Here is a 25,495-nt window from a genome sequence, read left to right as displayed (position 1 = left end):
CGATATGAAAAAGAAATATCCATTTTTAGGAATAGTTTTATCAGCAGGGATGATCATGGCCGCATGTGGTGAAGACGATTCGTCTTCCGGTTCAGAAAGTACAGGATCAGAAGGAGCGGGGAGCGATTTCGATCTATTGGAAGAAGGCCAATTCACAACTGCTTCAAGTGGATTATACAAACCCTTCAGTTTTGAAGAAGGCGGCGATTTGAAAGGCTTCGATATCGATATCGGGAATGCGATTGCAGAAGAAATGGGACTGGAGCCGAATCCCGTCACTACACCTTTTGAAACGATCATCCAGGGGTTGAACTCAAACCGTTACGATGCCATTATCGGATCAATGTCGAACACGAAAGAACGCTCGGAGCAGGTTAGCTTCTCTGACCCATACTATTATTCAGGCGGAGCAATCTTTGTAAGGGAAGGAAATACCGAAATCCAATCAGCTGAGGATCTTGAAGGCAAGAAAATTGGCGTAGTTGGACAAAGTACTTATGAAACAGCAGCAGCCGAATATACAGATGACATCCAATATTACACAAGTGATGTCGTAGCGCTTCAGGATTTGACGATTGAAGGCCGTCTGGACGCAGTAATTACGGCAGATGTAGTTGGTTTTGAAGCACAGAATGCCGGACTTGAAGTCGAAATGGTCGGCGAACCGCTATGGATCGAGCAGCCATCCATCGCTGTGCGTAAAGACGATGAAGAACTTCTTGCGGCAATCGATGAAGCATTGGATACAATCATTGAAAATGGAACATATGAAGAGATTTCAGAGAAATGGTTCGGCCGCAATCTCCTCGATGTAGATCTTGAAGGTGTGGAAGTACTCGAATAGAAGCTGTTTGATTGAGTTTACAGCAGCCTGCACTCAGAAAGTGCAAGCTGATTCAATCGGGCTTTTACGGCCAGTGGAACTCTACTCGTATAAGTGGAGTTCCTCCTGCCGTTAAAGAGGGAAAAGAGGAGTGGAATTTATGCCGGACTTATTTGTCGACGTTTTTGACGTATTCATGCGTACTTATCAGGGATTCCTGGAAGCGACAGTCATCACTCTGGAATTGACAGCGATCGGCGTCGTTCTCGGAACGGTCATCGGCCTGATTTTCGCATTGATGAAAATCTCAGGATCAAAAATCCTGAGAGGAATCGCTAATATCTATATCACAGTAATACGAGGCACACCTTTGATTGTACAGATCATGTTCCTGTATTTCGGGATTGTTGAAATTTATACCATGTCTAATTTCTGGGCAGGCGCCATTGCACTCGGCGTCCATAATGGTGCTTATATCGCGGAAATCTTCCGTGGCGCCATTCAGGGGATTGACCCGGGCCAGCGCGAAGCCAGCCTGTCACTCGGGATGAACCGCAAGCAGACCATGCAGCGAATTGTATTTCCACAGGCATTGCGCCGCTCAATTCCGCCGCTCGGCAACCAGTTCATCATTACGTTAAAAGACTCATCACTTGTTTACATCATCGGTGTGGCGGAAATCTTCTCACTTGCAAACCGTGAAGCGGCTCAATCCTACCAGGCTTTCGAATCTTTCCTGGTGGTCGCGCTCTATTACTTAGTGCTTGTAATGATTTTCACATTCCTGTTGCGCTTGTACGAAAATAAACTTGATGTGGACAAAGCCTAAGGAGGGACAGACATGATAGTAGGGAAAAATATACACAAATCCTTCGGCGATCTGGAAGTGCTCAAAGGGGTTGATTTGCATGTGAAACCCCAAGAAGTGGTTGTTCTTGTCGGTGTCAGTGGATCGGGGAAAAGTACACTTCTGAGGTGCTTTAACTTTCTGGAAATGATCAACAGCGGAGAAATTACTATTGACGGGCACACAATCAACCCCAAAAAAGAGGATTTAGCCAAAATACGGGCTGAAGTCGGTATGGTATTCCAGCATTTCAATCTTTTTCCGCACAAATCAGTTCTGGAAAATGTGATTGAAGCACCGATTACAGTCAAGAAGATGAAAAAAGAAGAAGCGAAAAAACTGGGTATGAACCTTTTGAGAAAGGTCGGCCTTGAAGACAAAGCGGATGTTTATCCGAGCAAATTGTCAGGCGGTCAAAAGCAGCGTGTGGCCATTGCCAGATCCCTGGCGATGGAACCGAAAGTCATGCTGTTTGATGAACCTACTTCTGCGCTTGACCCTGAATTGGTCGGTGAAGTCCTGCAGGTTATGAAACAGCTTGCAGAAGAAGGCATGACAATGGTTGTCGTCACCCATGAGATGAAGTTCGCCAAAGAAGTGGCGGACCGGATCATCATGATTGACCAGGGCACTATCATTGAATCTGCGGATCCGAAGAATTTCTTTGAAAATCCCCAGAATGAACGTACAAAACAATTCATCCAATTGGTTGAGTAGTCGATGAGAGCGATTCCGTCTGTAAAGCGGAATCGCTTTTTTCGTGGCCAAAAGGTTTCGGGCGTATGATAAAGGATAAACAACGTATATAGTGTAAATACAAAAAACTAAGGAGGAACATTCAATGAAAGTCGCAGACATAATGACCAAAGAAGTTGATACATGCAATCCGGGACATTCGCTTCAGGAAGTGGCCGCCAAGATGAAGGAGATTAATGTCGGCTCTATACCGATATGTGAAAATGAAAAATTAGTCGGCATCATTACAGACCGCGATATTGTGGTTCGCGGCATTGCGGACAACCTGTCATTGGAGTCAGCTGTTTCTGAAATTCTTTCTGAAAATATGGTGACGGGCAATAAAGACATGAGCGTTGAAGAAGCCGCAGAACTGATGGCTGACCACCAAATCCGCCGTTTGCCGATTGTGGAAAATGACAAAGTCGTTGGAATCGTCTCACTTGGCGACATCGCTGTAAAAGATAAATCGTATGGCAATGCTGATATTGCGCTTGATGAAGTTTCAGAACCGGCTGAACCCGAGAAGTAAGAAAAAGAATAAGCAAAACACCGGCCGAAGTTTCGGCCGGTGTTTTAGTATGCAAGCTTGCTGGATTTTATTCGACTGTAATCACTGAAGCGGAAATGAGTGGCATATCCTCTTCTGCGTTGCCGTCATAGATGCCTTCCAATTGGATGGTGTCTCCCGGTTCAACAGGCGTTTCAGCCATATTCCGTATATATACCTGCTGGCCGTCATTGGAAAGGATAAAGGAAGGGAAAGCGACATCATCCGCCAGTTCTTCTACTGTACCTGAGATTTTTACTGCTGCGCCTTCTTCTATATTCCCAGCAGCCAGGTCTGAAACAAGAGTCATTTCGGCATTTTCCACTTCTTCAGGATCAGTGGGATCAAGGTCGTCGCCTTCAGGAGCGGAAACTTCCGTTTGCGATTCCTCTTCAAGCTCAGGCGTGTCTTCGCCTCCACAGGCTGACAGCAATAGTGCAACACTTATCGGCAAATACCATTTCTTCATTGTGCTCACTCCAGTACGTTGAATTTGATCGTTTCAGGAAATATACCCTTCTTTCGGAGGTTTTAAAACGGTAGGCGGAATTCGCGGGCAGGGATTGCCTGTCATTTGTCGAATGGAATAAACAAGGAAAGGAATGAGGTGCAAGCATGGAGTTATTTGAAATGCCCAATCAGCTGGACAATAAGAAAAAGCACGTACAGAAAGTTGCGAAATTCGAAAAGACCAATATTGTGAATATGCAATTGGGAGCAGGGGAAGAGATATCGGAACATGACGCCGACGCGGATGTTCTGATAATCGTAAACAGCGGACGAGTCGAGTTTACAGTAGAAGGAACAGTCGCGGAAGTATCTACAGGTGTCATGATGAGGATGACGCCGAAAGAAAAGCACAGCCTGAAGGCGATAGAAGATTCAAACTTCCTCGTCATTCAAATTAAGCAATAGAAAAATCCCAAGTCAAACGGCTTGGGATTTTTTCTGTCAATCTATACTTTTGAGATGGAAATTCTCAAATCACCATTCGAAGTCCTCGGGATACTTTGCGGATACTTCGATTTCATGTATTTGCTTCTTGCCGGGTGTGGCGGCAGAAAGAACCTGTTTGCGAAATGCCTGATAATCATTGTCCTGTACAGCCAGTTTCATAGCAATTGTGGAAAGGCTCTTTTCGCGCTGCTCTTTTGTCATGCCGATATACTTGAGGTTCATCAGGTCCACATATTGAATGGCGTAATCATCCACTGTGACGGGCTGGTTAAAACCTTTTAAAATCGTCTCGTATTCTTCATCGGGAACATGGCCCTGCAGGCAATCCAGAACAAGCGACTGGAAACGATAGATGACCGGCAGATGAACATCCCATATCGATTGTGAAACCCGTTTCTGATAAAGGCTCACGAAATCCTTCAGCGCAATTGCCGCGTAAATCAATTCAGGCCAAAGGATTTCTGCAGAAAAATAAATGTTTTTTTCAGGTGCGATAAATCCGTGCTGCTTCATCGTGTGTTCATGGAGGCCGTTGAAGACGAAGTCCACATTGCGGTCGCCTTGGGCAGCATGGCGGATTTCATATGAAATCCCGAGTATGCGCCGGCGTGAACCCTCATAGCCGTGATACTGGTCTTCTTTGCCGATCACTTTATAAAATGCCTGGTTCAACTCATCCAGGTCAAAATAATCACCGCTAATTTTTACACCGGTATGATTCGGTGTACTCTTCATCGTCAGCATGCAAAATCCTCCTCAACGTTTCGGTTTGTAGTCGAGCTGCTTGAATAATTCATTGCGTTCATCATCTGTAAGATCACGCCATTCGCCTATAGGCAGATCTCCGAGCTGGATATTCATGATCCGGATCCGCTGCAGGCTGCGAACTTCATAGCCAAGTGCTGTACACATCCGGCGGATCTGGCGGTTCAATCCCTGTTTGATCGTCAATTTGAAAATATATTTCGTCAGTTTCTCGGCTTTTGCCGGAAGCGTGACTGTATCCAGAATTTCAACGCCTTCCCGCATTTTTTTCAGGAAAGAATCGGTGATCGGCATATCGACTCTGACAATATATTCTTTTTCGTGTTCATTTTCCGCCCGCAGAATTTCATTGACGATGTCGCCGTCGTTTGTCAGAAGGATCAATCCTTCTGAATCTTTATCCAGGCGTCCGACATGGAAAATCCGTTCAGCGTGATTGACGAAATCGACGATATTCCCTTCGATGTGGCGTTCGGTCGTGCTTGTGATGCCAACCGGTTTATTCAAAGCGATATAGACGTATTCCTGCTGCGGCTGTTCGATCAGCTTGCCGTCGACATGCACTTGATCACCCGGCTGCACTTTGCTGCCGAGTTCCGCCGGAGCGCTGTTAATGGTAACGCGGCCGGCTTCGATAAATTTATCCGCGCCGCGGCGGGAGGTGATCCCGGTCTCACTTAAAAATTTGTTGATTCGCATAATAAAATCCCTTCGATTTGTAGAATTTGCTGTGTGTTTCCATTATACCCTCAAAAGGGACAGAACAAAACGAAGGGCTGATTACTTTTACAGCGAAAAAGAAAGTATAATCTATTGCAATTTTCTAATTTGTTTGACAATATAGAAGGTAAGCTGTTTCATTATGCGCAGCCAAATCGACAGTATAATGAAAGCGCATACATAACGGCAAACCAATCAAGGGGAGGAAACAGAATGGTAATGGAATACGCAATTCCGAATACAGCTGGTGCAAAGAGTTCGTTCAAGGAAAGGTACGAAAACTATATTAACGGCGAGTGGAAAGCGCCGGCAAAGGGACAGTATTTTGATAACGTTTCTCCTGTAAACGGCAAAAAGTTCACGGAAATTGCCCGTTCGACAGCCGAAGATGTTGAAGCAGCGATTGACGCGGCCCATGCAGCGAAGGATGCCTGGGGCAAGACATCAGTTACTGAACGCGCTAATATTCTTTTGAAGATCGCCGACCGGATGGAGCAGAATCTTGAAATGCTGGCAGTTGCCGAAACCTGGGACAATGGCAAGGCGGTACGGGAAACCCTGAATGCTGATATTCCTTTGGCGATCGACCATTACCGGTATTTTGCAGGCGTTATCCGTGCGCAGGAAGGATCGCTCAGCCAACTGGATGACGACACTGTCGCGTATCACTTCCATGAGCCTCTCGGAGTGGTTGCCCAAATCATTCCGTGGAACTTCCCGCTTCTTATGGCCACCTGGAAACTGGCGCCGGCGCTTGCTGCAGGAAACTGTGTCGTATTGAAACCGGCAGAACAGACGCCTGCAAGCATCCTGGTATGGGCTGAACTGGTAGGGGATCTGCTGCCGCCGGGCGTATTGAATATCGTCAACGGCTTCGGTCTTGAAGCAGGGAAGCCGCTTGCATCCAGTCCACGAGTCGCGAAAGTCGCCTTCACAGGTGAAACGACTACTGGCCGGATGATCATGCAATATGCATCGCAAAACCTGATTCCGGTCACTTTGGAGCTGGGCGGCAAATCACCGAACATCTTCTTCAAGGATGTGATGGACCAGGATGATGCTTTCCTTGATAAAGCGATTGAAGGGTTTGTCATGTTCGCACTAAATCAAGGCGAGGTGTGTACTTGCCCATCGCGCGTGCTCATCCAGGAGGATATTTATGAAGAATTCATGGAACGTGCGTTGAAACGCGTTGAAGCGATCAAACTTGGTAATCCGCTTGATCCGGAAACGATGATGGGAGCTCAGGCTTCGCAGGAACAGATGGAAAAAATTATGTCCTATCTGGATATCGGCAAGCAGGAAGGCGCCGAAGTCCTTGCAGGCGGCGACCGGAATGTGCTTGAAGGCGATTTGGCGGAAGGTTTCTATATCAAACCGACTGTATTTAAAGGAAACAATAAAATGCGGATTTTCCAGGAAGAGATTTTTGGGCCGGTTGTTTCCGTAACGACTTTTAAAACGAAAGAAGAAGCGATGGAAATCGCCAATGATACATTATATGGCCTTGGAGCAGGCATCTGGACCCGCGATACGCATACGGCTTACCGTTTCGGCCGCGGCATCCAAGCGGGACGCGTCTGGACAAACTGCTATCACCAATATCCAGCCCATGCTGCATTCGGCGGCTACAAAATGTCCGGTTTCGGCCGTGAAAACCATAAAATGATGCTGGACCATTACCAAAACACGAAAAACATGCTGGTCAGCTACAGCCAGGACAAGCAAGGGTTCTTTTGATCGAAAGAAAAGGTCCTTCTTCATTGAAAGGAAGGGATTGCAATGGTTGAACGTGTAACAGCTACTGATGCCGCCCTTGAATTGATCGAGTTTTTAAAAGAGAAGCATGGCCCACTGATGTTCCACCAGTCAGGCGGCTGCTGTGACGGCAGCTCGCCGATGTGCTATCCGGAAGGTGACCTCTTTATCGGTGACCAGGATGTGCTGATGGGTGAAATCGGCGGAAGCAAATTCTATATGCACAAAAATCAGTTTGATTATTGGCGACACACCCAATTGATCATCGATGTAGTGCCGGGACGCGGAGGGATGTTTTCACTGGAAGGCGTTGAAGGGAAACGTTTCCTGACAAGGTCCCGCGCGTTTACTTCGGAAGAATCGAAGGAATTGCAGGAACAAGTGTGAAGATGAAGACGGGATTTTGCTCCCGTCTTTTATTGTTTGGCAAAATTATTGGAGTGGGACTGTTATAAATATACAATTAAATCACTTGCGAATTCCTGAAATGAAATTGGAAAGTATTTGAGTCGAATTGGAAAGTATTTCAGGTATTTTGGAAAGTATTTTAGGAGAACTGGAAAGTATTTTGGTTGAACCGGAAAGTATCGCCAAATTATGGAATTATAAATTCAAGTAATTTAATTTTTGAGCTGCCAAAACTTAAAAATAATTATTTCTGTAAAGAATTTGAAATGATAAACTGCATGATTTTCATTCCTTCTGAAATCCATAAAAATACGAGGAACAGCAAGCGGAAGAAAGTGAGTTTTTTACTCAAAAACGCTTGCTGTCAATAGATTCCGCGCTTGTAAAATGGTATAATGGAAGAATGAAAGGTGGTCATCAATTTGACGAAATTAGTTAACCGGATTTCTTTTGAACAAGCCGAACATGCGATTTCCTATGCCTCACATTCGCTCCATATCGAGGGCTTTGATGTGACACATGAGGACTGTAACTTTGTACGGTCGGTTTTGACAGGGGAAAAAACGGAAGCTCAATTCCATAAGGCCATTCGAAACAGATTTGATGTCTAGGTATAAGCATTCTTCCATGTATTGCTATCCGGGCACGGATGTTCTGGTCAATCATTTTTCCATTCATGATGACAATAAACTGAAGGAATTGGAAACGGTGTACACCTTGCTGCGCCTCTCCGAACTGAAGTTGAAGAAGCCGGCTGATCCTTTGGATATGGACGCTTTTATCGATATTCATCGGACCATTCTTCAGGACATTTATCCGTTTGCTGGTGAATTGCGCAAAGAGATGATTTCCAAGGGTTCGTCGTCTTTCGCACACCCGGATCACATCGAAGTGCAGATGCACCGGATTTTCAACGAACTGAAAGAAGAGAATTACTTAAAGGACCTTCCGCGCGATAAGATGATCGAGCGTTTGGCCCATTATCTTGCAGAACTCAATGCATTGCATCCATTCAGGGAAGGCAACGGCCGGACAGTCCGCGAATTTGCGCGCCAATTGATGGCGAACGCAGGCTACCAGCTGGACTGGGAGAAAATTGCAGGGCCAGCTGAAATCATCAACGCATTCGTGGACTCGTTCAATTCGACTAACGACCGGCTGGAAAATCTTCTTGATGAAATGATAAAACCATAGGATCGCCGCATTTGAAAAGCGGCGATCCTATGGTTTTATTGTTTTTTATTTTCCCGCAGCCACTCGATGCCGAATTCCACCAATGGCCTCATATAGACTAGTTTGACCTCCGCCTGGCCAAGCTTGCCGGTTCTGATGTCACCCTCAAAATCTTTGGTGATTTCGGGAAAACGGTCCGAATCCATATCGACGCATTCGAACCGTTGCCATACCCGTTCGCCGTTCTGCATGACTGCAGCGCCTTGCGGAGAAGTTGTCCGATCGTCCTGTGCAAATTCGGCGTAATGCAAAGCGGTACACGAATCAAAGCCGACGCCAATGAACAGGATTTTCATTTCAGCCTTCATCATTTTCGCAAGCGGTGAGCCTTCGCCGAATGAATCTTCAATGGGATGGTCACGCATCCACTCTGCTGCGTCAGCGCCCCAGGCCATAAAAGAATGGGACGGATGGGGGCTCCGGATCGTGGCAGGGTGCCGGTGAAAGCATTCGGCGATTTTCCCCATGCCTCTGAGCCCCGTCAGATGGGGGTCATAGGCAGGAAGGTTCTCCCGCAAATCCGCGTGCCAGTTTTCAGGGATAGGGGGCTCCATCCAATACACCGGATCTGAGTTGTCAGCGGATTGTGAAGGCATTACGAGGGTGCCGCTCCCAGTCACTGTTTCCATCAGCGCTTCGACGACTGCCTGGGCACCGCCCGCAATCCACCCCATCGACTTCAGCGAAGAGTGGACCATAAGCTGATCACATTCTTGGATGCCGAGTTCTTTAAGTTGTGTTTTCAATGAATCTTTCGATTGGAACTCAGGTGTATTTAAAATACTCATTAATTCTGACATAATGCACCTCCTGTAAGTTCAATATATCATACGGCTAAAAGTTGCCGACCTGAAATATTGCGTATAGCATTAGTATATATTGATTAAAAAAGTAGGAGTGAAAATTATGGAAGCAAGGCTAATGAAAGAATCACGGACAATCCAGACGAAATTGGTGCTTCCGCCAGACACGAACCACATGAATTCAATTTTTGGAGGGAAAGTTCTGGCGTATATCGATGAAATTGCAGGCATTACGGCAATGAAACATGCCCGTCGGCAAGTCGTAGTGACAGCTTCCATCGATTCGGTCGACTTCCTTTCTTCGGCACACGTAGGAGATGTGCTTGAGCTTGAAGCGAATGTCACGTCAACGGGCCGCACTTCCATGGAAGTCTATGTAAGGGTGAAATCGAAAAATCTCCAGACAGGGGAAGAACGGCTTACAACTGAATCCTTCCTGACCATGGTGGCGATGGGCGATGACGGCAAACCAACGCCAGTTCCGGCTGTCATCCCCGAATCAGAAGGCGAGAAGCTGTTTTTCGAAACGGCGCCAGCGCGCCGGGAACACCGCAAGCAGAGAGCGAAAACGCCACGTTAATCCCGAAAGGCCCGGCAGCTGTATCTTATCAGAAAAAGGTTCCGGCAAAAAACAGCCGGAACCTTTTTTTATATCTTCTTATCAGATTTAACATTGGCCAGCGTATTGCCCGGCTCTCCTTGGATGACGGACATACTGCCATCGGTTTCAAGCACTACAGCCTGCACTTCTTCAAGGCTGCCTTTGCCCTGGTTGCGGATGGACTGCAAAATTTCCACTCTGTTGATCCGTTCTTTTTTCATCGCATCTTCCAAAAAGTTGCCGTTCAGATACAATAATTTGGGTTCGGATTTTATGAACTTATTAAAAGTCTTTGATCGTACCGCCAAAAATGTCATGATGTATTGTCCGCCGATCAATAAACCAAATGCAGTCAGCCCTTCGAAAAGGCTGATTTTATTGTTGAGCAATATGGTAGCCAAAGTGGAACCGAGGGCCACAGTCACAACAAGATCGAATGCATTCAATTTAGTCAGTGTCCGTTTTCCTGAAATTCGAAGAAAAAAAACCAAGCCGCTATAAGCCAGAAAACCGACGGTCACGATTCGAGTAAAGCTGCTCCAGGTTATTTCAAACATTCTTCAGACTCCTTTCTGTGGAAAAATACACTTTTTCCAACTTATCAACATGTTGATAACTCCGCTTTATGTTTTCGGAATAAACGCTGAGTTATCCCCGTCATTCACAAAGTTTTCCCATATTCCATCTTTTCCCCATAAACTTCTGAACAAACAGTTTTGGGTGAATCCGTTCCTGAAAAAGATAAGGCTCTGTTCAGGGAGCTTAGTTTGCGCAAAGAGGGTATGTAAAGAAGTAAGAAATTCAGTAAAAGGAGCGCTTGTGATGAAAACGTTTCTGAAGTTCATCCGCTATACGGGATTGGTCATTTTTGGATTGGCAGTCCTTATGCTGCTGGCAGCCATACTTAACTACTTTATATCGTTTACAGATATACTGTGGTTTGAACCGGCCTTCATCCGTCTCTATCTGTTCCTTGCAGTCACTGGGATCCTTGCGTATATATTGGTCAGATTTCGGAGGAGAAAATAAAAAAGCAAAGAGTCGGCCGAAATTTCTTCGGTCGACTCTTTGCTTTATACCTGCTTATTTAGCTTTAGCCAATAGCTCATCAAAATATGAGCTGAATTCTTTTGAACGCTTCAGGATGGTGCTTGAAGCCACGCCGAACTTTTCGCTTAATTGTTTAGGAGCAAGCATAGGTCCCTTGATCAACTCATGATCCTGCAGGAATCTCCAATAACCGCCGACAAGTGCCTCCGGTTTTTGGACGCTTGGCTGCTGGCTTGCCAGGTAGCTGTTCATGATGCTGGTCACATTATCTACCGTTTCCGCGTCAAAATCGGCTTCCTGGACATGCTTTTGCAATTCGTCCATGACAGACTGGTGTTCAGGTGAAAGGTCGATGCTTTCATCTACAGTTCCGGTAGAGTATTTGACGATGCTTTCAACAACCGCCAAATAATTGTCGCGAACGTATTGTTCGCCGTCAGTTGCATTCTCTTTCGCCATCTCCGCTTTTAATTGTTCAAAGTAAGGAGCGAATTCGCCGACAATCGTCAAGTAGCCATTAAGGAATAAAGCACCTTCTTCACCGACGCGTGAATCAGGCAACAGGATTGCAAGCAAGCCTTGTCCGTCTTCCATATCTGTCGGTGGCTGGTCAGCCATTGTGTACATATGGCCGGTAAAGGCATCTTTGAATTGAGCAGAGCTTTCATCGCCTTTTACATATTGGCCGACGAAGACTTTTACGTCGTTCCAGTTTTTCAGGACGTCCTGAGTGGTAGGGCGCTGGGAAAGTTCAATCTGCTTATCCAGGTGTTCCTGCCAAAGTTCAGGTTTTTTCATGAACAGAAAATTCTCGATGACAAATGCCTGTGCATCATTTTCTGCCATTGTTTTCATCAGGCGAGGCTGCCATTCCTGCTGCAATTCACGGAAATCCGCAAGCTGTTCCTGATTCGGGTTTTCTGAAAAGAACAACTGGCGCACTTTGAATAGTTCTTCGTTCACCAAGTCATTTACCGAGACAGTTTGTTCTTTTCCGTGACATTTCTTGTATTTTTTTCCGCTGCCGCATGGGCAAGGATCATTTCTTCCTACCATTCTAATCACCTACATTTTTTCTTGAGTGTACCATACATTGCGGTTTCGCTCAAAAGTCCGACGATTCTGACGCACTTTTGGTAGGGGAATCGCAAATGATTGGTCTTTTAGACCTATGAAAATAACTTAATTTCTAAAGCTTCCAGAATGTGCTGAGGAACGAAGAAGCGCGCCGTTACCAGTGGATCGACGACTTGGCTGATCTGCGCTTCGCCGGCCGCACTCATGAGCATGGTCATTTCGCTGACGCTCAAATCCGTGAACGGCAATAATAGATCGATCATCTCTTCAGTGGCGACTTTTACAGCTTCATCGAGCGTCATTGCGGAGACGAGAAGTGAAACCCCTTCGCTGTTAATCAGTACTGGGAATTTGGAATGGAAGCCTTTCACCACTTCAAGGGTCACCGTGGCGCGTCCTGGCACTTCAATGCCGGAAACGCTGACTTCGCCGTCGCCCATGGCGGCATGGAAATCACCAAGGGCAAACAATGCACCTTCGGTAAAGACGGGAAAGTAGAGGGTGGCGCCTTGGGTGATGTGCTTTGTATCCATATTGCCGCCGTGAGCACCGGGCGTCCCACAGGAAACCGGTTCACCTTCAGGGGCAACACCGATGACACCGATCATCGGGTTCAATGGCAGATGCAATTTTTCATTGAAAATGGCTTTACCGTCCCTGATCGGAATGATTTTGGATTCCATCTCCTCAAGGCGGTGGCCCATGACACCAAGATCCGGACCTGTGACCATGACGCCCTGATCACCGATTTCAAGTTCATCGATTGTCACTTTGAGTAAATCGCCGGCGGAAGCTCCTTCCACATAGACAGGACCAGTTGCCGGATTGATCCGGTTCCAGTCGATCGCAGCCACTTCCTGATCCGCCGAATGGATCTGGTCGGTGAAGCAATCGCAGGTATCAATGCTGACCGTATCTCCCGAATTCACACGGAGTACGGGGGCGTTTTTTCTTGAAAAAGAATAAATGACATCATTGTTGGACAGTTTATGCACAGAAAATCACTCCTTTTCTTACTATTTAGTTAATTGTAGCAACTGCCACTTTGAATAGCAAAACCCTGGATGCGCCCAGTTCAGCAGTATAGTATGATGAGAGAAAACAAAGTGGCGTTGAAGGAGGAAGCTGAATTGATCGAAGAACCTTCTGAGCGGTTGATTGCCTGGATGAAAGTAATCATTTTAGCCTCATTGGTCGTTCTGGGCGCCCGGCAATACATATTTGAACCAGTTGAAGTGCACGGCAAGTCGATGATGCCGACATTTGAGGAAAATGACCGCATCATCCTGATGAAAATAAGTGAAATCGAACATTCCGATATGATTGTGTTCAAAGTGGCTGAGGATAGAAATTATTTGAAGCGTGTAGTTGGAATTCCGGGAGACGTGGTGGAAATGAACAACGACCATCTATATATTAATGGCATAGAGACAGACGAACCTTATCTTGAGCAAAACAGGAAAGTGGCAGAACAATTGGGATTCAGTCAATTGACGGAAGATTTTGCGGCAGTGACTGTGCCTGCCGGTTATTACTTTGTGATGGGCGATAATCGCCTGAACAGTGTCGATTCCAGGATGCTCGGCTTTATCAAAGGCGATAATATCCTTGGGGAAGTGAAGTTCAGGCTGTCACCAGTTGACCATTTGGGACCGGTCAAATAGCGTCGAAGGAAAGGGGAGTCTTTATGGAAATTGCGGTGATTTCTCAGAACGAACTGGAAGCCCAAGGATTGAAGTGGGTGATGGAGTCGCATATGAACGGGGTCTCCGTCTCATTTTCAAAGGATGCTCGGGCAGACTGCCTGGTGGTTGATATGGATATGTGGACCGATGATCTGGAAAAGGAATTGAACCAGCGCAATATTTCATGGGTCGGTTTGTCATCCGACCGCACATTCATGACGGCTTACCGGGCTTTAAAAGGGAAAGCGGCCGATTTGCTGTTTCGGCCATTCGATCCACTGCTTCTCGTAAAGCAGCTGCAGCAGATCCGCTTCCAGCTTCGCAATGAAAAAACAAGTGAAGGAAGCTTGAAACAGACGCTTCTCAGATACGAAGATTTCTTTGATGCTGAAGTTCTGACCCCAGCTGTGACGTTGGCTGCATTCGTGTTGCCGGATAAAGCGGGCTATCCGCTGTTGAGCAAGCAGCTGAAAAATTATCCTTTTCATAAAGGGGCGGAAATCTTCGCTTTTTCCGATTTTGTTTTAGCTGCGTTTCTGACGGATGATGAGCAGGCCTGCATCGAAGAAAGCCGGATGTTCTATGAATCCTGGAAACGGGAGAACCGGGAGGACCTGTCGATTTTCGTCAACGCTAACCGCCAGCTGCGGCTGAAAGACTATTATCAGGGAACAAGGGATATGACTTCTCTGATCTTTTATGAAGGCTATGATATTACTGTCATTGAATATGAACCGATTGGCTGGCAGCCGCTGGACCCATTTTTGACGCCGGTTGAGCAGCGCGAATGGATTGAAATGCTGGAGAGGAAAGACACACGGGCCATCCATGCCTGGATGCAGCATGAATTTCTTTCCTATTCGCGTCCATATCCAGATCCGGAAATGATCCGCGTTCGGCTGACAAGTGTCCTTGCCCAGGCGCGCCGATACATGAAGTCCGTCCATTTGCAGGATGAGCAATGGGAGCAGCGCTATCATGAAATTTTTGAAGTGATCGTCAAAGATCCCGTCGTCTATAAGATCGCGCAATCCACATTGAACTTTATTGTGAATGTGGTGTCCGCAGCAGTGAAGCATGCGGAAAGCGGAGAATCACCCGCTTCGGAAGAAATCCGTGCGCTCATGGAAGCGAATTACTGGAATCCGGATTGGAATTTATCGGCCTGTGCTGAACAGCTGCGCATGAATAAGAGCACATTAAGCCGCAGATTCCAAAAGCAGAGCGGCCGGAAGTTCAGCGACCTGCTGATGCAGATCCGCATACGTGAAGCCAACCGGCTTATGAAAGAGACGGATATACCACTCGATGAAGTGGCTCGGCTCAGCGGCTTCGGCAATGCTTCTTATTTCAGTGCAGTCTATAAGAAACGTGAAAAATTGACTCCTTCCCAATATCGGCAGGGAGAACTTCATACGATGGATTGAACGGTCTTCTTCGGAAGGCCGTTTAAAATTTGTTTAAAATTCATGAAAATAAAGTGATTTGAAAAATAATTCTAAAATCGACTGTTTTATTCAAAATTAAAGTAAATAAAACTAAATAAATGAAATAAATTATAAATAATTAACTGAATAATTCATATAGAATGAAAATATACACAAAGGAGGAAGTCGAAATGAAAACGGTTTCAGAACAAAAAGTGATTCAATATACAGGCACAAAGCTTAATACAAAAGGGTGGCAGCAGGAAGCGGCATTGCGCATGCTGATGAATAATCTGGATCCCGATGTGGCGGAACGGCCCGAAGATCTGGTCGTCTACGGTGGTATCGGCAAAGCGGCGAGAAACTGGGAAAGTTTTGACGCTATCGTACGTTCATTGAAAGAACTGGAGAACGATGAAACGCTGATGGTGCAGTCCGGCAAACCGGTCGCTATTTTCAAGACGCATGAAAATGCGCCGCGAGTGTTGATTGCCAACTCAAATATTGTTCCGGCTTACGCAAATTGGGAAACGTTCCATGAACTCGATAAGAAAGGGTTGATGATGTATGGCCAGATGACAGCCGGTAGCTGGATCTACATCGGTTCGCAGGGCATCGTGCAGGGGACGTATGAAACGTTTGCGGAACTTGCGAAACAGCATTTCGGCGAGTCGCTGAAAGGGACAATTACGCTGACTGCAGGACTCGGCGGCATGGGCGGCGCACAGCCGTTGGCGGTCACGATGGCCGGCGGTGTCTGCATCGGCATTGAAGTGGATGAGACCCGCATCGATCGCCGCATCGCCACACGCTATACAGACGTAAAAACAGATTCACTCGACGAAGCGATCCGCTTGGCTGAAGAAGCGAAGCAGGAAGGGCGCGCGTTATCCATCGGCTTATTGGGCAATGCTGCGGATGTCCTGCCGGAAATGATCGACAGGGGCTTTACACCGGATGTCCTGACGGATCAGACTTCGGCGCATGATCCATTGAACGGCTATATTCCGTCGAAAATGTCCTTGGAGGATGCAGCTGCTCTGCGGGAATCCAATCCAACGGAATATGTCAAGCTGTCGAAAGCGTCGATGGCGCAGCATGTTCGTTCAATGCTGGAAATGAAAGAAAAAGGCGCCATTACATTTGATTACGGCAATAATATCCGCCAGGTCGCAAAAGACGAAGGCGTCGAAAATGCGTTTGATTTCCCTGGATTTGTACCGGCTTATATCCGTCCGCAATTCTGTGAAGGCAAAGGTCCATTCCGATGGGTGGCGCTATCCGGCGATCCGGAAGACATCCGCAAGACGGATAAAGTGATTTTACGTGAATTCAGCTACAACACGCATCTTTGCAATTGGATCAAGATGGCGCAGGAAAAAATCCAGTTTCAGGGATTGCCTGCGCGGATCTGCTGGCTCGGGTACGGCGAACGCGCCCGCTTCGGAAAGATCATCAACGATATGGTGGCGAGCGGCGAGTTGAGCGCTCCGATCGTTATCGGGCGCGACCACTTGGATTCCGGTTCCGTGGCATCGCCGAACCGCGAAACCGAATCGATGAAAGACGGCTCGGATGTTGTTGCTGACTGGCCGATCCTTAACGCCATGGTCAACGCGGTCGGCGGCGCGACATGGGTTTCGCTTCATCACGGCGGCGGTGTCGGCATGGGCTATTCCATACACTCCGGTATGGTCATAGTTGCGGATGGCACGAAAGATGCCGAAGCGCGTCTGGAAAGAGTATTGACGACAGATCCGGGAATGGGTGTCGCGCGCCACGTCGATGCCGGCTACGAAATCGCCGAGAAAACAGCGCGTGAAAAAGGCGTTAACATTCCGATGATGAAAGGTGGAAACCAGAAAAATGACTAAAGCGGTTTGGATTAAACATGCACAGCTTGCAACCATCAAAGGCCAGCAGGGCCCAAGATCTAAAGAAGCGATGAGCGAACTTGGATTGATTGAAGACGGCAGTGTCTGGCTTGAGGATGGAAAGATAGCGGCAGTAGGCACAACAGCCCAATTGGAAGAGAAATACGCTGACCGTTCAGCGGAAGCCGAAGTCATCGATGCCAAAGGGCAATTGGTGACGCCGGGGCTAGTGGATCCGCATACACATGTCGCGTATGGCGGAAGCCGCGAAGGCGAATTTGAAAAACGGCTGCAGGGCGTTTCCTATATGGACATTATGAATGCCGGCGGCGGAATCCACGCCACGATGCGCATGACCCGTGAAGCGACGGAAGAGGAATTGGTGGAACAGACGATAAAGCGGCTGGACTCGTTCCTTGAACACGGCGTGACAACGGTTGAAGGCAAAAGCGGCTACGGCATGAACCTGGAAACAGAGCTGAAGCAATTGAAGGTCATGAAACGATTGAACGCGGAGCACCCGATTGATCTGGTGCCGACGTTCATGGGCGCGCATGCGGTGCCGTCCGAATACAAAGGAAAAGAAGATGAGTTCGTCGATTATTTAATAGAAACAATGCTGCCGGAAGTTGCGGACTTGGCAGAATTCAACGACGTGTTCTGCGAAAAGAATGTCTATACGCCGGAACAGTCTGAGCGCATTCTGGAAGCTGGCAAAAAGTACGGCCTGACGCCAAAAATCCACGCTGATGAAATCGTCTCTTACGGCGGAGCGGAACTGGCTGCGAAAGTCGGCGCCATTTCAGCGGAGCATCTATTGAAAGCTTCCGATGAAGGCATCAAGGCGATGGCGGATGCCGGCGTAATCGCCTGCCTTCTTCCTGCAACAGCCCTTTATCTCCGCGAGGAAGCGGCACAGGGCCGTAAAATGATCGACTCGGGAGTAGCGGTTGCGATATCGACTGACTGCAATCCGGGGTCATCGCCGACCGTCTCCATGCCGCTGGTCATGAACCTGGCCTGCATCTCGATGCGCCTGACGCCTGCGGAAGCTTTGGTGGCTGCGACGTATAATGCCGCCTGTGCCATCAAGCGTGAAAACCGGGCCGGATCGATTGAAGTCGGCAAACAGGCGGATGTTGTTCTGTGGAAAGTGAAATCGTATCAGGAACTCCAGTATTTATTCGGCGTGAATCATGTTGAATCGGTTTGGAAAAATGGCGAGAAGGTGGTCGGATGAGTTATTTGAAAAGACCGGAATGGGCATGGCAGCCAGCGGACAGAGTGACTCATGTGCATCATTGGGTGAAACAGGAAGGGGAAGCGGATGTCGTCCTTTTCGGCGCGCCGCTCTCGCGTTCGTCCATCTCCGCTTCAGCGGCTTCGGAATATCCCGAAGCTTTCCGTAAAATGTGGAAAGGCTTTGCCGCCTACAATCTGGACGAACGAATCGATCTGACAAAAATTTCAGTGCGTGATGCGGGTGACGTCGCCATGCACACGACGAACATCAAAGAATCGCAGCGGCGCATTGAAGAATCGGTGGAAGGTTTGGCCGACAGCAAATTCACCTGCATGATCGGCGGCGACCACTCGACGACGGCCTGCGCTGTCAGAGGGGTGAAAAAAGCCTTTTCCGGTGAACGCATCGGTATTCTGCAGCTCGATACGCATCTCGATGTGCGCGACCCCAAGGAACTGGGGCCAGCGAACGGTACGCCAATCCGCCAACTGATCGATGGCGAAACGGTTCGAGGGGAAGATGTTGTGAATATCGGTCTTCACGGCTATTTCAATACGAAAGACCTGGTTGAATACGCGGATCAAAACGGCATCAGGATGGTGACAATGCGGGAAGCGAGAAAGGCAGGTTTAACTGAAACAATCCGCAAAGCAGTGGAAGCTCTTGACCATGTGGACCGCATCTACGCCACGATCGACATGGATGTGCTCGACATCAGTGTGGCTCCGGGGGTCCCTGCTTCGACGCCGGGCGGAATGAAATCAGAAGAGTTATTTGAAGCTTTATTGGAGATAGGAAAAACGGAGAAAGTGCGGCATATCGATTTTGTCTGCCTGGATCCGCAGAAAGATGATCATGTGGCAGCCACAGTCAAAACAGGGGTGTATGCGTGGCTGCAGTTTATGACAGGCGTTGCGATGAGAAGTTCTACAAGTTGAAATAGCTTTTATATACCGCTTCGGCGCTTTGGACAAGTCTCCCGCAATAAGCCGAGAAGGACACTCGTCTTATTGCTCCGACCAGTCCGGAGGCGCGCCGGCGCTGAGGGAAGTCTCTGAAGATATGGAGCAAAACAGCGAAGACTCCCAGGGGAGCAAGCGAAGTGCTGAAATCCACTCGGGCGTTTAGCCCGAGTGGATTTCAGCTCGAGCCCCCAGGAAAGCGCAGCTGTTTTGCGGAATATCGACTACATTAGATTATTGATTCAACTTACTTAATCCAATAAAAGGGGATGGGGAAAATGGTCACAAAAGGGGTTAAAGAAAACGATTTTCCGGAAGTGAAAAGTAATACGGGGATGTGGAAATTCTTCGTTTACAGTTTTATCGGCGCGTTCATGTTTTTTGTACCTGTGACAATCGGTGAAAAGAACTCGATCATGCTGGATCACATCGTTACTTTTCTGCGCGCTAATGTCAGTGGCGTTCTGCCTTATTATGCACTTGCGATAATTGCTGCAGGCGCGGTTTATCCATTTGCATCAGGAACCTGGAAAAAGAGCGGTGTTGATAAAGTATTCTCCATCTTTAAAGTGGTCGGCTTGCTGGTCGGCGTGATGATCGTTTTCAATATCGGTCCCGCCTGGCTGTTTGACCCTGATATGGGGCCATTCCTTTTCAATACACTGGTTATTCCGGTTGGGTTATTGGTGCCGATTGGTGCTGTGTTCCTGGCATTATTGGTCGGTTACGGCCTGCTTGAATTCATCGGTGTTTTGCTGCAGCCGATCATGCGTCCGCTCTTCAAGACACCGGGGCGTTCTGCGATTGATGCAGCGGCATCGTTTGTCGGCAGCTATTCATTAGGGTTGCTGATCACAAACCGTGTTTATAAAGAAGGGAAATATTCAGCGAAGGAAGCGGCCGTCATTGCAACCGGCTTCTCAACTGTTTCCGCCACTTTCATGGTTGTTGTCGCATCAACGCTGGATATTATGGATATGTGGCTGACATATTTCTGGGTTACTCTAGCCGTGACCTTCCTGGTAACAATGGTGACCGTCAGAATCTGGCCGTTATCAAAAATAAAGGACGATTACCATCCGGATGCAACTCCGCAGCCTGAACAAAAAGCAGAAGGTAATCGCTTCGCTGCCGCTTGGAAAGAAGCGAAAGAAACAGTTGGACAAGCGCCGCGGCTCGCAGATAATGTCGTCCAAAATCTCAAAGACGGTTTTTTAATGACAATGGCCATTTTGCCGACAATCCTGTCAATCGGCCTTTTAGGGCTGGTGCTGGCTGAATTTACTCCGGTATTCGACTGGATTGGCTATCTTTTCTATCCGTTTACCTGGGCGCTCCAATTGCCTGAACCGATGCTTGTTGCCAAAGCCAGCGCACTCGGCATTGCAGAGATGTTCCTGCCTGCGTTATTCGTGGCAGAAGCCGCTCTATTGGTGAAATTCGTCATTGCGGTGGTTTCGGTTTCATCCATCATCTTTTTCTCAGCGTTGGTCCCTTGTATCGTAGCGACGGATATTCCGCTTTCCATTCCCAAATTGGTTGTCATTTGGGTACAGCGTGTCATTTTGACTTTGGTTTTCGTAACGCCAATCGCTTATCTGATCCTTTAACGCACTGATACGTTACCACTGTATCTTGTTAAAATATGGTAATTAATACTTGAGCTTTGGTTTGCTGAAATTTATACTGAGGGTAACTCAAGATGCGATAGCGGCTGCTATCGCATCTTTTTTCGAAGGGATGGGAAACGAATGATTACATTAACAGGGAACGATTTAACGATTGAACAATTGCGCAGAATCCTGTTTGAGAATGAGAAGATCAAATTGGACGAAGAGGCAATGGAGCGCGTCCGTAACAGTCGGGCAGCGGTTGAACGGATTGTAGCGGAGAAAAAGACCGTTTACGGCATCAATACCGGTTTCGGGAAATTCAGCGATGTGAGCATATCGGAAGAAGATGTAAACCCGTTGCAGCTCCATTTGATCCGCTCACATGCATGTGGCATCGGCAGCCCTTTTTCGGAAGCGGTTTCACGCGCCATGGTCGTGCTGCGCTTGAATGCGTTATTGAAAGGTTTCTCTGGAATCCGTCCGATTGTCGCTGAACGGCTGGCGATGATGGTCAATGAAAAGATTCATCCGGTCATTCCACAGCAAGGTTCACTGGGAGCTTCCGGTGATTTGGCGCCGCTTTCGCATCTGGCATTGGTGCTGATCGGGGAAGGCGAATACTGGAAAGACGGCGAACCGGCAGACGCTTCATCAGTTTGGCAGGAAAAAGGTCTGTCTCCTGTGGAACTGCAGGCGAAAGAAGGGCTTGCACTGATCAATGGCACCCAAACGATGACAGCGCAAGGAGCAGTCACATTCATCGAAGCGGAAACGCTGGCGCTTCAAAGCGAATGGATTGCAGCGATGACTTTTGAATCCCTGTTCGGTGTCATGGATGCATTTCATCCGGCGGTACACGAGGCGCGCGGCTATAAAGAACAAATGGCAGTCGCCGAGCGCATGCGCTGGTGGCTGGACGGCAGCCGCCTTTCAACGGTGCAGGGAGAAAAACGCGTCCAGGACGCCTATTCACTGCGCTGCATCCCGCAAGTCCACGGTGCCAGCTGGCAGACGCTGGCATATGTAAAAGAGAAATTGGAGATTGAAATGAATGCAGCTACGGATAATCCACTGATTTTTGAAGACGGCGAAGTGGTGATTTCAGGAGGCAACTTCCACGGGCAGCCGATCGCTTTTGCGATGGACTTCCTGAAAGTCGCGGTCGCTGAACTCGCGAACATTTCTGAACGGCGCATCGAGCGTCTTGTCAATCCGGCATTGAACGAAGGACTGCCTGCATTCCTCAGTCCAGAACCGGGTCTGCAATCGGGAGCGATGATTCTGCAATATGCTGCGGCAAGTCTTGTGTCGGAAAATAAAACCTTGGCACATCCCGCATCGGTAGATTCGATCCCATCTTCCGCCAATCAGGAAGATCATGTCAGCATGGGCACGATCGGGTCGCGCCATGCCCGTGACATTACGGAAAATGCCCGCCGTGTACTGGCGATCGAAGCCTTCTGTGCGGCACAGGCAGCCGAATACCGCGGAGCGGACAGAATGTCGCCAAGAACAGCAGAGCGCCTCGGGGCAATCCGGAAAGTAGCCGGGCCGATCGACGAAGACCGCGTATTCAATCCGGACATTGAGCGTATTGCGGCTTTTCTATTGGAAGAGGCTTATTTTGGTATAAAGAGGGAAGTAGTTTCTTGAGCTGTTGATGAAATGGATATGTATAGGCGCTGCAGGTTATGCAGCGCTTTTTGCAGTTCTATGAAGTTTTCCATTCCCAAAGCAATCGGAAGTTTGGCTGATGCCAGAGTAACTTATAAAAGTTTGTATATTTTATATTGGGGAAGAGAAGAAGTTGAATCCGATTCTTTAATCTTGGTTCCTTTGCTTCAATTAGCAGTTTCGATGAATTGCCATGGCATATTGTGATGAATATCATAAAAGGAGTGGGTATCATTATGAAAATACAGGCAGCAATCACCCAGGAAACGGGAAAGCCATTTGAAATCAGTGATGTTGAACTGCCCGAATTGGGTCCTAAAGATGTTCTGATAAAAGTGAAGGCATCCGGGATTTGCCATACGGATGTTTCGGGAAGAGACACAGGCATGGTAGACCCGCCTGCAGTCCTTGGACATGAAGGGGCAGGAATAATTGAGGAAACAGGCACTGAAGTTACTGATCTCCAAAAAGGAGATCACGTGGTCGTCTCATTTGCCAGTTGCGGGCATTGCGATAATTGTATGACCGGACATCCTGCCCATTGCAGGCATTACGGTGAATTGAATTTAAACAGCCATATCGACCAAGACACCAATACATTGGTTTCAAGATTCTTTGGGCAATCTTCTTTTGCCACATACTCGCTCGTCAACCAGCGGAATGTGGTGAAAATTGATGACGACATGGACTTGGCATTAGCGGCACCACTGGGCTGCGGCCTGCAAACAGGAGCCAGCAGTGTATTGAATGTGCTGAAGCCCGAAGCTGGCAGTTCCATCGCAGTGTATGGGGTAGGTGCTGTTGGGTTAAGTGCCATCATGGCCGCTAAAATTGGCGGCTGCAAAAATATCATTGCTGCTGATCTCCATGAAAATCGCTTGGAACTTGCTGAAGAGCTCGGCGCTACAGCTTCTATAAAAAGCGGCAAAGACGTAAATATTGCTGAGAAGATTCAAGAAATCACAGGCGGAGGAGTGCAGCATGCACTTGATACGACCGGCGTGGATATGGTGGTCGCACAAGCAATCGAAGCACTGGATTCTTTCGGTAAACTGGCTACGGTCGTCACAGATTCTCATCTTTCAATCCCTTTGGAAATCCTTGCGTTAAGAGGGGCCAGCATTGTCGGAACCAGTCAGGGCGATGCAACTCCGCAAACGTTTATACCGGAAATGATTTCCTACTACAAACAAGGGCAATTTCCATTTGATCGCATGGTGAAATTCTATGAATTTGATGAAATAAATAAAGCGTTTGAAGAATCAGAGAATGGCTCGGTCATTAAACCTGTTTTGAAGATGGATTAATATCAACCTATTTCGGCAGCGCGGAAGTGAAACAGAACAGCACCTGGCTAGCGGCTTTTAGCTGCTTGCCAGGTGCTGTTTTTTAGATGTTCCACTTAAAATAATTCTAATTTTTCTATACGGCGGATCGCTTCCGCAATTCGCTCTTCATCCACCAGCAGGCCGACACGCACAAACCCTTCGCCGCTTCCGCCGAATCCGCTTCCCGCCGCAACGGAAATATCTGCATGCTTCAGCAGGTGATTGACGAATTCAATGCTTGTGAATCCTTTAGGCACCGGCAGCCAGGCAAAGAAAGAGCCTTTCGGCGCTTCGATTTCCCAGCCGATGCGGGCACATTCCTCAATCAGCACCTGCCGGCGTTTTTCGTAAGTTTCAACAAGTTCTGTAACGCAGGACTGATCTCCGGTCAACGCTTCGGCTGCAGCATGCTGCAAGGCAGGCGACAATCCCGCGAATAGATGATCCTGTATCAAGTTCAACGCTTCAATCATTTGTGAGTTGCCGACAGCGAAACCGATCCGCCATCCTGCCATATTATAAGTTTTTGATAAGGTGTACATCTCGATTCCAATTTCCTTGGCTCCTTCAGACTGCAGGAAGCTTGGCGGTTTCACACCTTCATAACCGATGGCGCCGTATGCGAAATCATGAACGACAGCAATGCCGTTGGTTTTCGCAAATTGAACGGTGTCGTCGAAAAATTCTTTGGTAGCGACTGCGCCGGTCGGGTTATTAGGATAATTCAGGTACATCATCGAAGCCCGGTCGAGCGTTTTTTGTTCCAATTCGCTGTAATCAGGCAGATAGCCGTTTTCAGATTTTAACGTCATCAGATCCATATCGATTCCTGCCAAAGGGGCGCCGGACATGTAATCCGGGTAGCCCGGATCAGGCAGGAGGAGTGATTCGCCTGGATCCAGGAATGCGAGCGGCAGCTCTACAAGTCCGATTTTCGTACCGGCCAGCAAGGCAACTTCAAGGTCAGGATCGATATCGACATCATACTCGCGTTTATAGAAATCAGCAGCGGCTTGACGCATCTCCTTTATCCCCCGGAACGGTGAATATTTATGGTTTTTCGGATCAGCGACAGCTTCCTGCATGGCTTTGATGATATGTGCAGGCGTAGGCTGATCAGGATTTCCCTGGCCCAGGTTGATGACGTCGCGTCCTTCAGCCAAAGCTTTTGCTGTCTGTGCAGCCAGTGAAGAAAAGAATTGTTCCGGTAATTGCTGCAAACGCTTTGAAAATTCCATTATGCATTCCCTCATTTTCTAAATAATTGCGCATCTATCCCAAATCTTATAGAGTTTAACCATATCTGTCCACACTGGAAATTGCCGATTTCATTGCGGAGCTGCGCAATGAAAGGCGGAAACA

The 25,495-nt window shown here is 47.8% G+C and carries 27 protein-coding genes; 19 read left to right on the top strand and 8 right to left on the bottom strand.

Features of this window, described 5'->3' with window-relative positions:
* Positions 1–4 precede the first annotated feature (4 nt).
* From CXF70_RS04055 to CXF70_RS04040, 4 genes are all read left to right on the top strand, one after another.
* Complete coding sequence (locus tag CXF70_RS04055) at positions 5–844, top strand: transporter substrate-binding domain-containing protein (RefSeq protein WP_101801641.1); 840 nt, start codon at positions 5–7, stop codon at positions 842–844.
* Between the two features lie 139 nt (positions 845–983).
* Positions 984–1,652: an amino acid ABC transporter permease gene (locus CXF70_RS04050; protein ID WP_101801640.1), complete on the top strand. Its 669-nt coding sequence runs from the start codon at positions 984–986 to the stop codon at positions 1,650–1,652.
* Positions 1,653–1,664: 12 nt separating this feature from the next.
* Complete coding sequence (locus tag CXF70_RS04045) at positions 1,665–2,387, top strand: amino acid ABC transporter ATP-binding protein (protein ID WP_084243924.1); 723 nt, start codon at positions 1,665–1,667, stop codon at positions 2,385–2,387.
* A gap of 124 nt (positions 2,388–2,511) precedes the next feature.
* Positions 2,512–2,937 (top strand): CBS domain-containing protein, encoded by a 426-nt coding sequence (locus CXF70_RS04040; protein ID WP_084243925.1) that lies wholly within the window; start codon positions 2,512–2,514, stop codon positions 2,935–2,937.
* A gap of 67 nt (positions 2,938–3,004) precedes the next feature.
* Here the strand turns inward: CXF70_RS04040 and CXF70_RS04035 are convergent, their stop codons facing one another.
* Positions 3,005–3,424 (bottom strand): hypothetical protein, encoded by a 420-nt coding sequence (locus tag CXF70_RS04035; RefSeq protein ID WP_101801639.1) that lies wholly within the window; start codon positions 3,422–3,424, stop codon positions 3,005–3,007.
* Between the two features lie 146 nt (positions 3,425–3,570).
* Here CXF70_RS04035 and CXF70_RS04030 point away from each other — a divergent pair, with 146 nt between their 5' ends.
* Positions 3,571–3,870: a cupin domain-containing protein gene (locus CXF70_RS04030; RefSeq protein ID WP_101801638.1), complete on the top strand. Its 300-nt coding sequence runs from the start codon at positions 3,571–3,573 to the stop codon at positions 3,868–3,870.
* Between the two features lie 69 nt (positions 3,871–3,939).
* Here the strand turns inward: CXF70_RS04030 and CXF70_RS04025 are convergent, their stop codons facing one another.
* Together CXF70_RS04025 and rluF are read right to left on the bottom strand one after the other, a co-directional pair.
* On the bottom strand, positions 3,940–4,656 hold the full coding sequence (locus CXF70_RS04025; RefSeq protein WP_101801637.1) for a DUF6904 family protein: 717 nt from the start codon (positions 4,654–4,656) through the stop codon (positions 3,940–3,942).
* 12 nt (positions 4,657–4,668) lie between these two features.
* A complete protein-coding gene (rluF, locus tag CXF70_RS04020; RefSeq protein WP_101801636.1) occupies positions 4,669–5,376 on the bottom strand; it encodes a 23S rRNA pseudouridine(2604) synthase RluF in 708 nt (235 codons plus the stop codon).
* 240 nt (positions 5,377–5,616) lie between these two features.
* Here rluF and adh point away from each other — a divergent pair, with 240 nt between their 5' ends.
* The 4 genes from adh (at position 5,617) to CXF70_RS04000 (ending at position 8,757) form a co-directional block, all read left to right on the top strand.
* On the top strand, positions 5,617–7,137 hold the full coding sequence (gene adh, locus CXF70_RS04015) for an aldehyde dehydrogenase (protein WP_084246734.1): 1,521 nt from the start codon (positions 5,617–5,619) through the stop codon (positions 7,135–7,137).
* A gap of 42 nt (positions 7,138–7,179) precedes the next feature.
* Positions 7,180–7,542 carry a DUF779 domain-containing protein gene (locus tag CXF70_RS04010; RefSeq protein WP_084243930.1) on the top strand — a complete coding sequence of 121 codons (363 nt, stop codon included), beginning with the start codon at positions 7,180–7,182 and terminating at the stop codon, positions 7,540–7,542.
* Positions 7,543–7,985: 443 nt separating this feature from the next.
* Positions 7,986–8,174, top strand: coding sequence for a hypothetical protein (locus CXF70_RS04005; protein ID WP_084246736.1), 189 nt, complete (start codon positions 7,986–7,988; stop codon positions 8,172–8,174).
* A 16-nt stretch (positions 8,175–8,190) separates the two neighbouring features.
* Positions 8,191–8,757, top strand: a complete 567-nt coding sequence (locus tag CXF70_RS04000; protein WP_233208537.1) for a Fic/DOC family protein — start codon at positions 8,191–8,193, stop codon at positions 8,755–8,757.
* Positions 8,758–8,792: 35 nt separating this feature from the next.
* Here the strand turns inward: CXF70_RS04000 and CXF70_RS03995 are convergent, their stop codons facing one another.
* Positions 8,793–9,596, bottom strand: a complete 804-nt coding sequence (locus CXF70_RS03995) for an AAC(3) family N-acetyltransferase (protein ID WP_101801634.1) — start codon at positions 9,594–9,596, stop codon at positions 8,793–8,795.
* A 106-nt stretch (positions 9,597–9,702) separates the two neighbouring features.
* Here CXF70_RS03995 and CXF70_RS03990 point away from each other — a divergent pair, with 106 nt between their 5' ends.
* The gene (locus CXF70_RS03990; RefSeq protein ID WP_084243934.1) at positions 9,703–10,179 is read left to right on the top strand and encodes an acyl-CoA thioesterase; all 477 of its coding nucleotides are present in this window, start codon (positions 9,703–9,705) and stop codon (positions 10,177–10,179) included.
* Positions 10,180–10,247: 68 nt separating this feature from the next.
* Here the strand turns inward: CXF70_RS03990 and CXF70_RS03985 are convergent, their stop codons facing one another.
* Complete coding sequence (locus CXF70_RS03985) at positions 10,248–10,757, bottom strand: DUF421 domain-containing protein (RefSeq protein ID WP_101801633.1); 510 nt, start codon at positions 10,755–10,757, stop codon at positions 10,248–10,250.
* Positions 10,758–11,022: 265 nt separating this feature from the next.
* On the opposite strand from CXF70_RS03985, the gene CXF70_RS03980 reads away from it, so the two are divergent.
* Entirely contained in the window at positions 11,023–11,229 is a 207-nt protein-coding gene (locus tag CXF70_RS03980) for a hypothetical protein (RefSeq protein WP_101801632.1), read from the top strand.
* A gap of 54 nt (positions 11,230–11,283) precedes the next feature.
* Here the strand turns inward: CXF70_RS03980 and CXF70_RS03975 are convergent, their stop codons facing one another.
* Both CXF70_RS03975 and CXF70_RS03970 read right to left on the bottom strand, forming a co-directional pair.
* On the bottom strand, positions 11,284–12,306 hold the full coding sequence (locus tag CXF70_RS03975; protein WP_101801631.1) for a YecA family protein: 1,023 nt from the start codon (positions 12,304–12,306) through the stop codon (positions 11,284–11,286).
* A 113-nt stretch (positions 12,307–12,419) separates the two neighbouring features.
* On the bottom strand, positions 12,420–13,322 hold the full coding sequence (locus CXF70_RS03970) for an acetamidase/formamidase family protein (RefSeq protein WP_101801630.1): 903 nt from the start codon (positions 13,320–13,322) through the stop codon (positions 12,420–12,422).
* Positions 13,323–13,418: 96 nt separating this feature from the next.
* Between CXF70_RS03970 and lepB the strand changes: the two genes are divergently transcribed.
* The 8 genes from lepB (at position 13,419) to CXF70_RS03930 (ending at position 24,112) form a co-directional block, all read left to right on the top strand.
* A complete protein-coding gene (gene lepB, locus CXF70_RS03965; protein WP_233208536.1) occupies positions 13,419–13,991 on the top strand; it encodes a signal peptidase I in 573 nt (190 codons plus the stop codon).
* 23 nt (positions 13,992–14,014) lie between these two features.
* The gene (locus CXF70_RS03960) at positions 14,015–15,439 is read left to right on the top strand and encodes a helix-turn-helix transcriptional regulator (RefSeq protein ID WP_101801629.1); all 1,425 of its coding nucleotides are present in this window, start codon (positions 14,015–14,017) and stop codon (positions 15,437–15,439) included.
* Positions 15,440–15,630: 191 nt separating this feature from the next.
* Positions 15,631–17,313 (top strand): urocanate hydratase, encoded by a 1,683-nt coding sequence (gene hutU / locus CXF70_RS03955; RefSeq protein ID WP_101801628.1) that lies wholly within the window; start codon positions 15,631–15,633, stop codon positions 17,311–17,313.
* A complete protein-coding gene (gene hutI, locus CXF70_RS03950; protein ID WP_101801627.1) occupies positions 17,306–18,553 on the top strand; it encodes an imidazolonepropionase in 1,248 nt (415 codons plus the stop codon). The genes hutU and hutI overlap by 8 nt, the downstream gene beginning before the upstream one ends.
* Positions 18,550–19,494, top strand: coding sequence for an agmatinase family protein (locus tag CXF70_RS03945; RefSeq protein WP_101801626.1), 945 nt, complete (start codon positions 18,550–18,552; stop codon positions 19,492–19,494). The genes hutI and CXF70_RS03945 overlap by 4 nt, the downstream gene beginning before the upstream one ends.
* A gap of 293 nt (positions 19,495–19,787) precedes the next feature.
* On the top strand, positions 19,788–21,128 hold the full coding sequence (locus tag CXF70_RS03940) for a YjiH family protein (RefSeq protein WP_369916917.1): 1,341 nt from the start codon (positions 19,788–19,790) through the stop codon (positions 21,126–21,128).
* A 141-nt stretch (positions 21,129–21,269) separates the two neighbouring features.
* Positions 21,270–22,784, top strand: a complete 1,515-nt coding sequence (hutH, locus tag CXF70_RS03935; RefSeq protein ID WP_101801624.1) for a histidine ammonia-lyase — start codon at positions 21,270–21,272, stop codon at positions 22,782–22,784.
* Positions 22,785–23,041: 257 nt separating this feature from the next.
* Positions 23,042–24,112 carry an NAD(P)-dependent alcohol dehydrogenase gene (locus tag CXF70_RS03930; RefSeq protein WP_101801623.1) on the top strand — a complete coding sequence of 357 codons (1,071 nt, stop codon included), beginning with the start codon at positions 23,042–23,044 and terminating at the stop codon, positions 24,110–24,112.
* Positions 24,113–24,207: 95 nt separating this feature from the next.
* Here CXF70_RS03930 and CXF70_RS03925 read toward each other — a convergent pair whose 3' ends face one another.
* Positions 24,208–25,371 (bottom strand): pyridoxal phosphate-dependent aminotransferase, encoded by a 1,164-nt coding sequence (locus CXF70_RS03925; protein WP_101801622.1) that lies wholly within the window; start codon positions 25,369–25,371, stop codon positions 24,208–24,210.
* Between the last annotated feature and the right edge of the window lie 124 nt (positions 25,372–25,495).

It is taken from the genome of Planomicrobium sp. MB-3u-38 (assembly GCF_002836425.1).
In the GTDB taxonomy this organism is placed as follows: domain Bacteria; phylum Bacillota; class Bacilli; order Bacillales_A; family Planococcaceae; genus Planococcus; species Planococcus okeanokoites.
The sequence above is the reverse complement of the archived record's forward strand: the minus strand, read 5'-3'. Positions and strand labels throughout refer to the sequence as shown.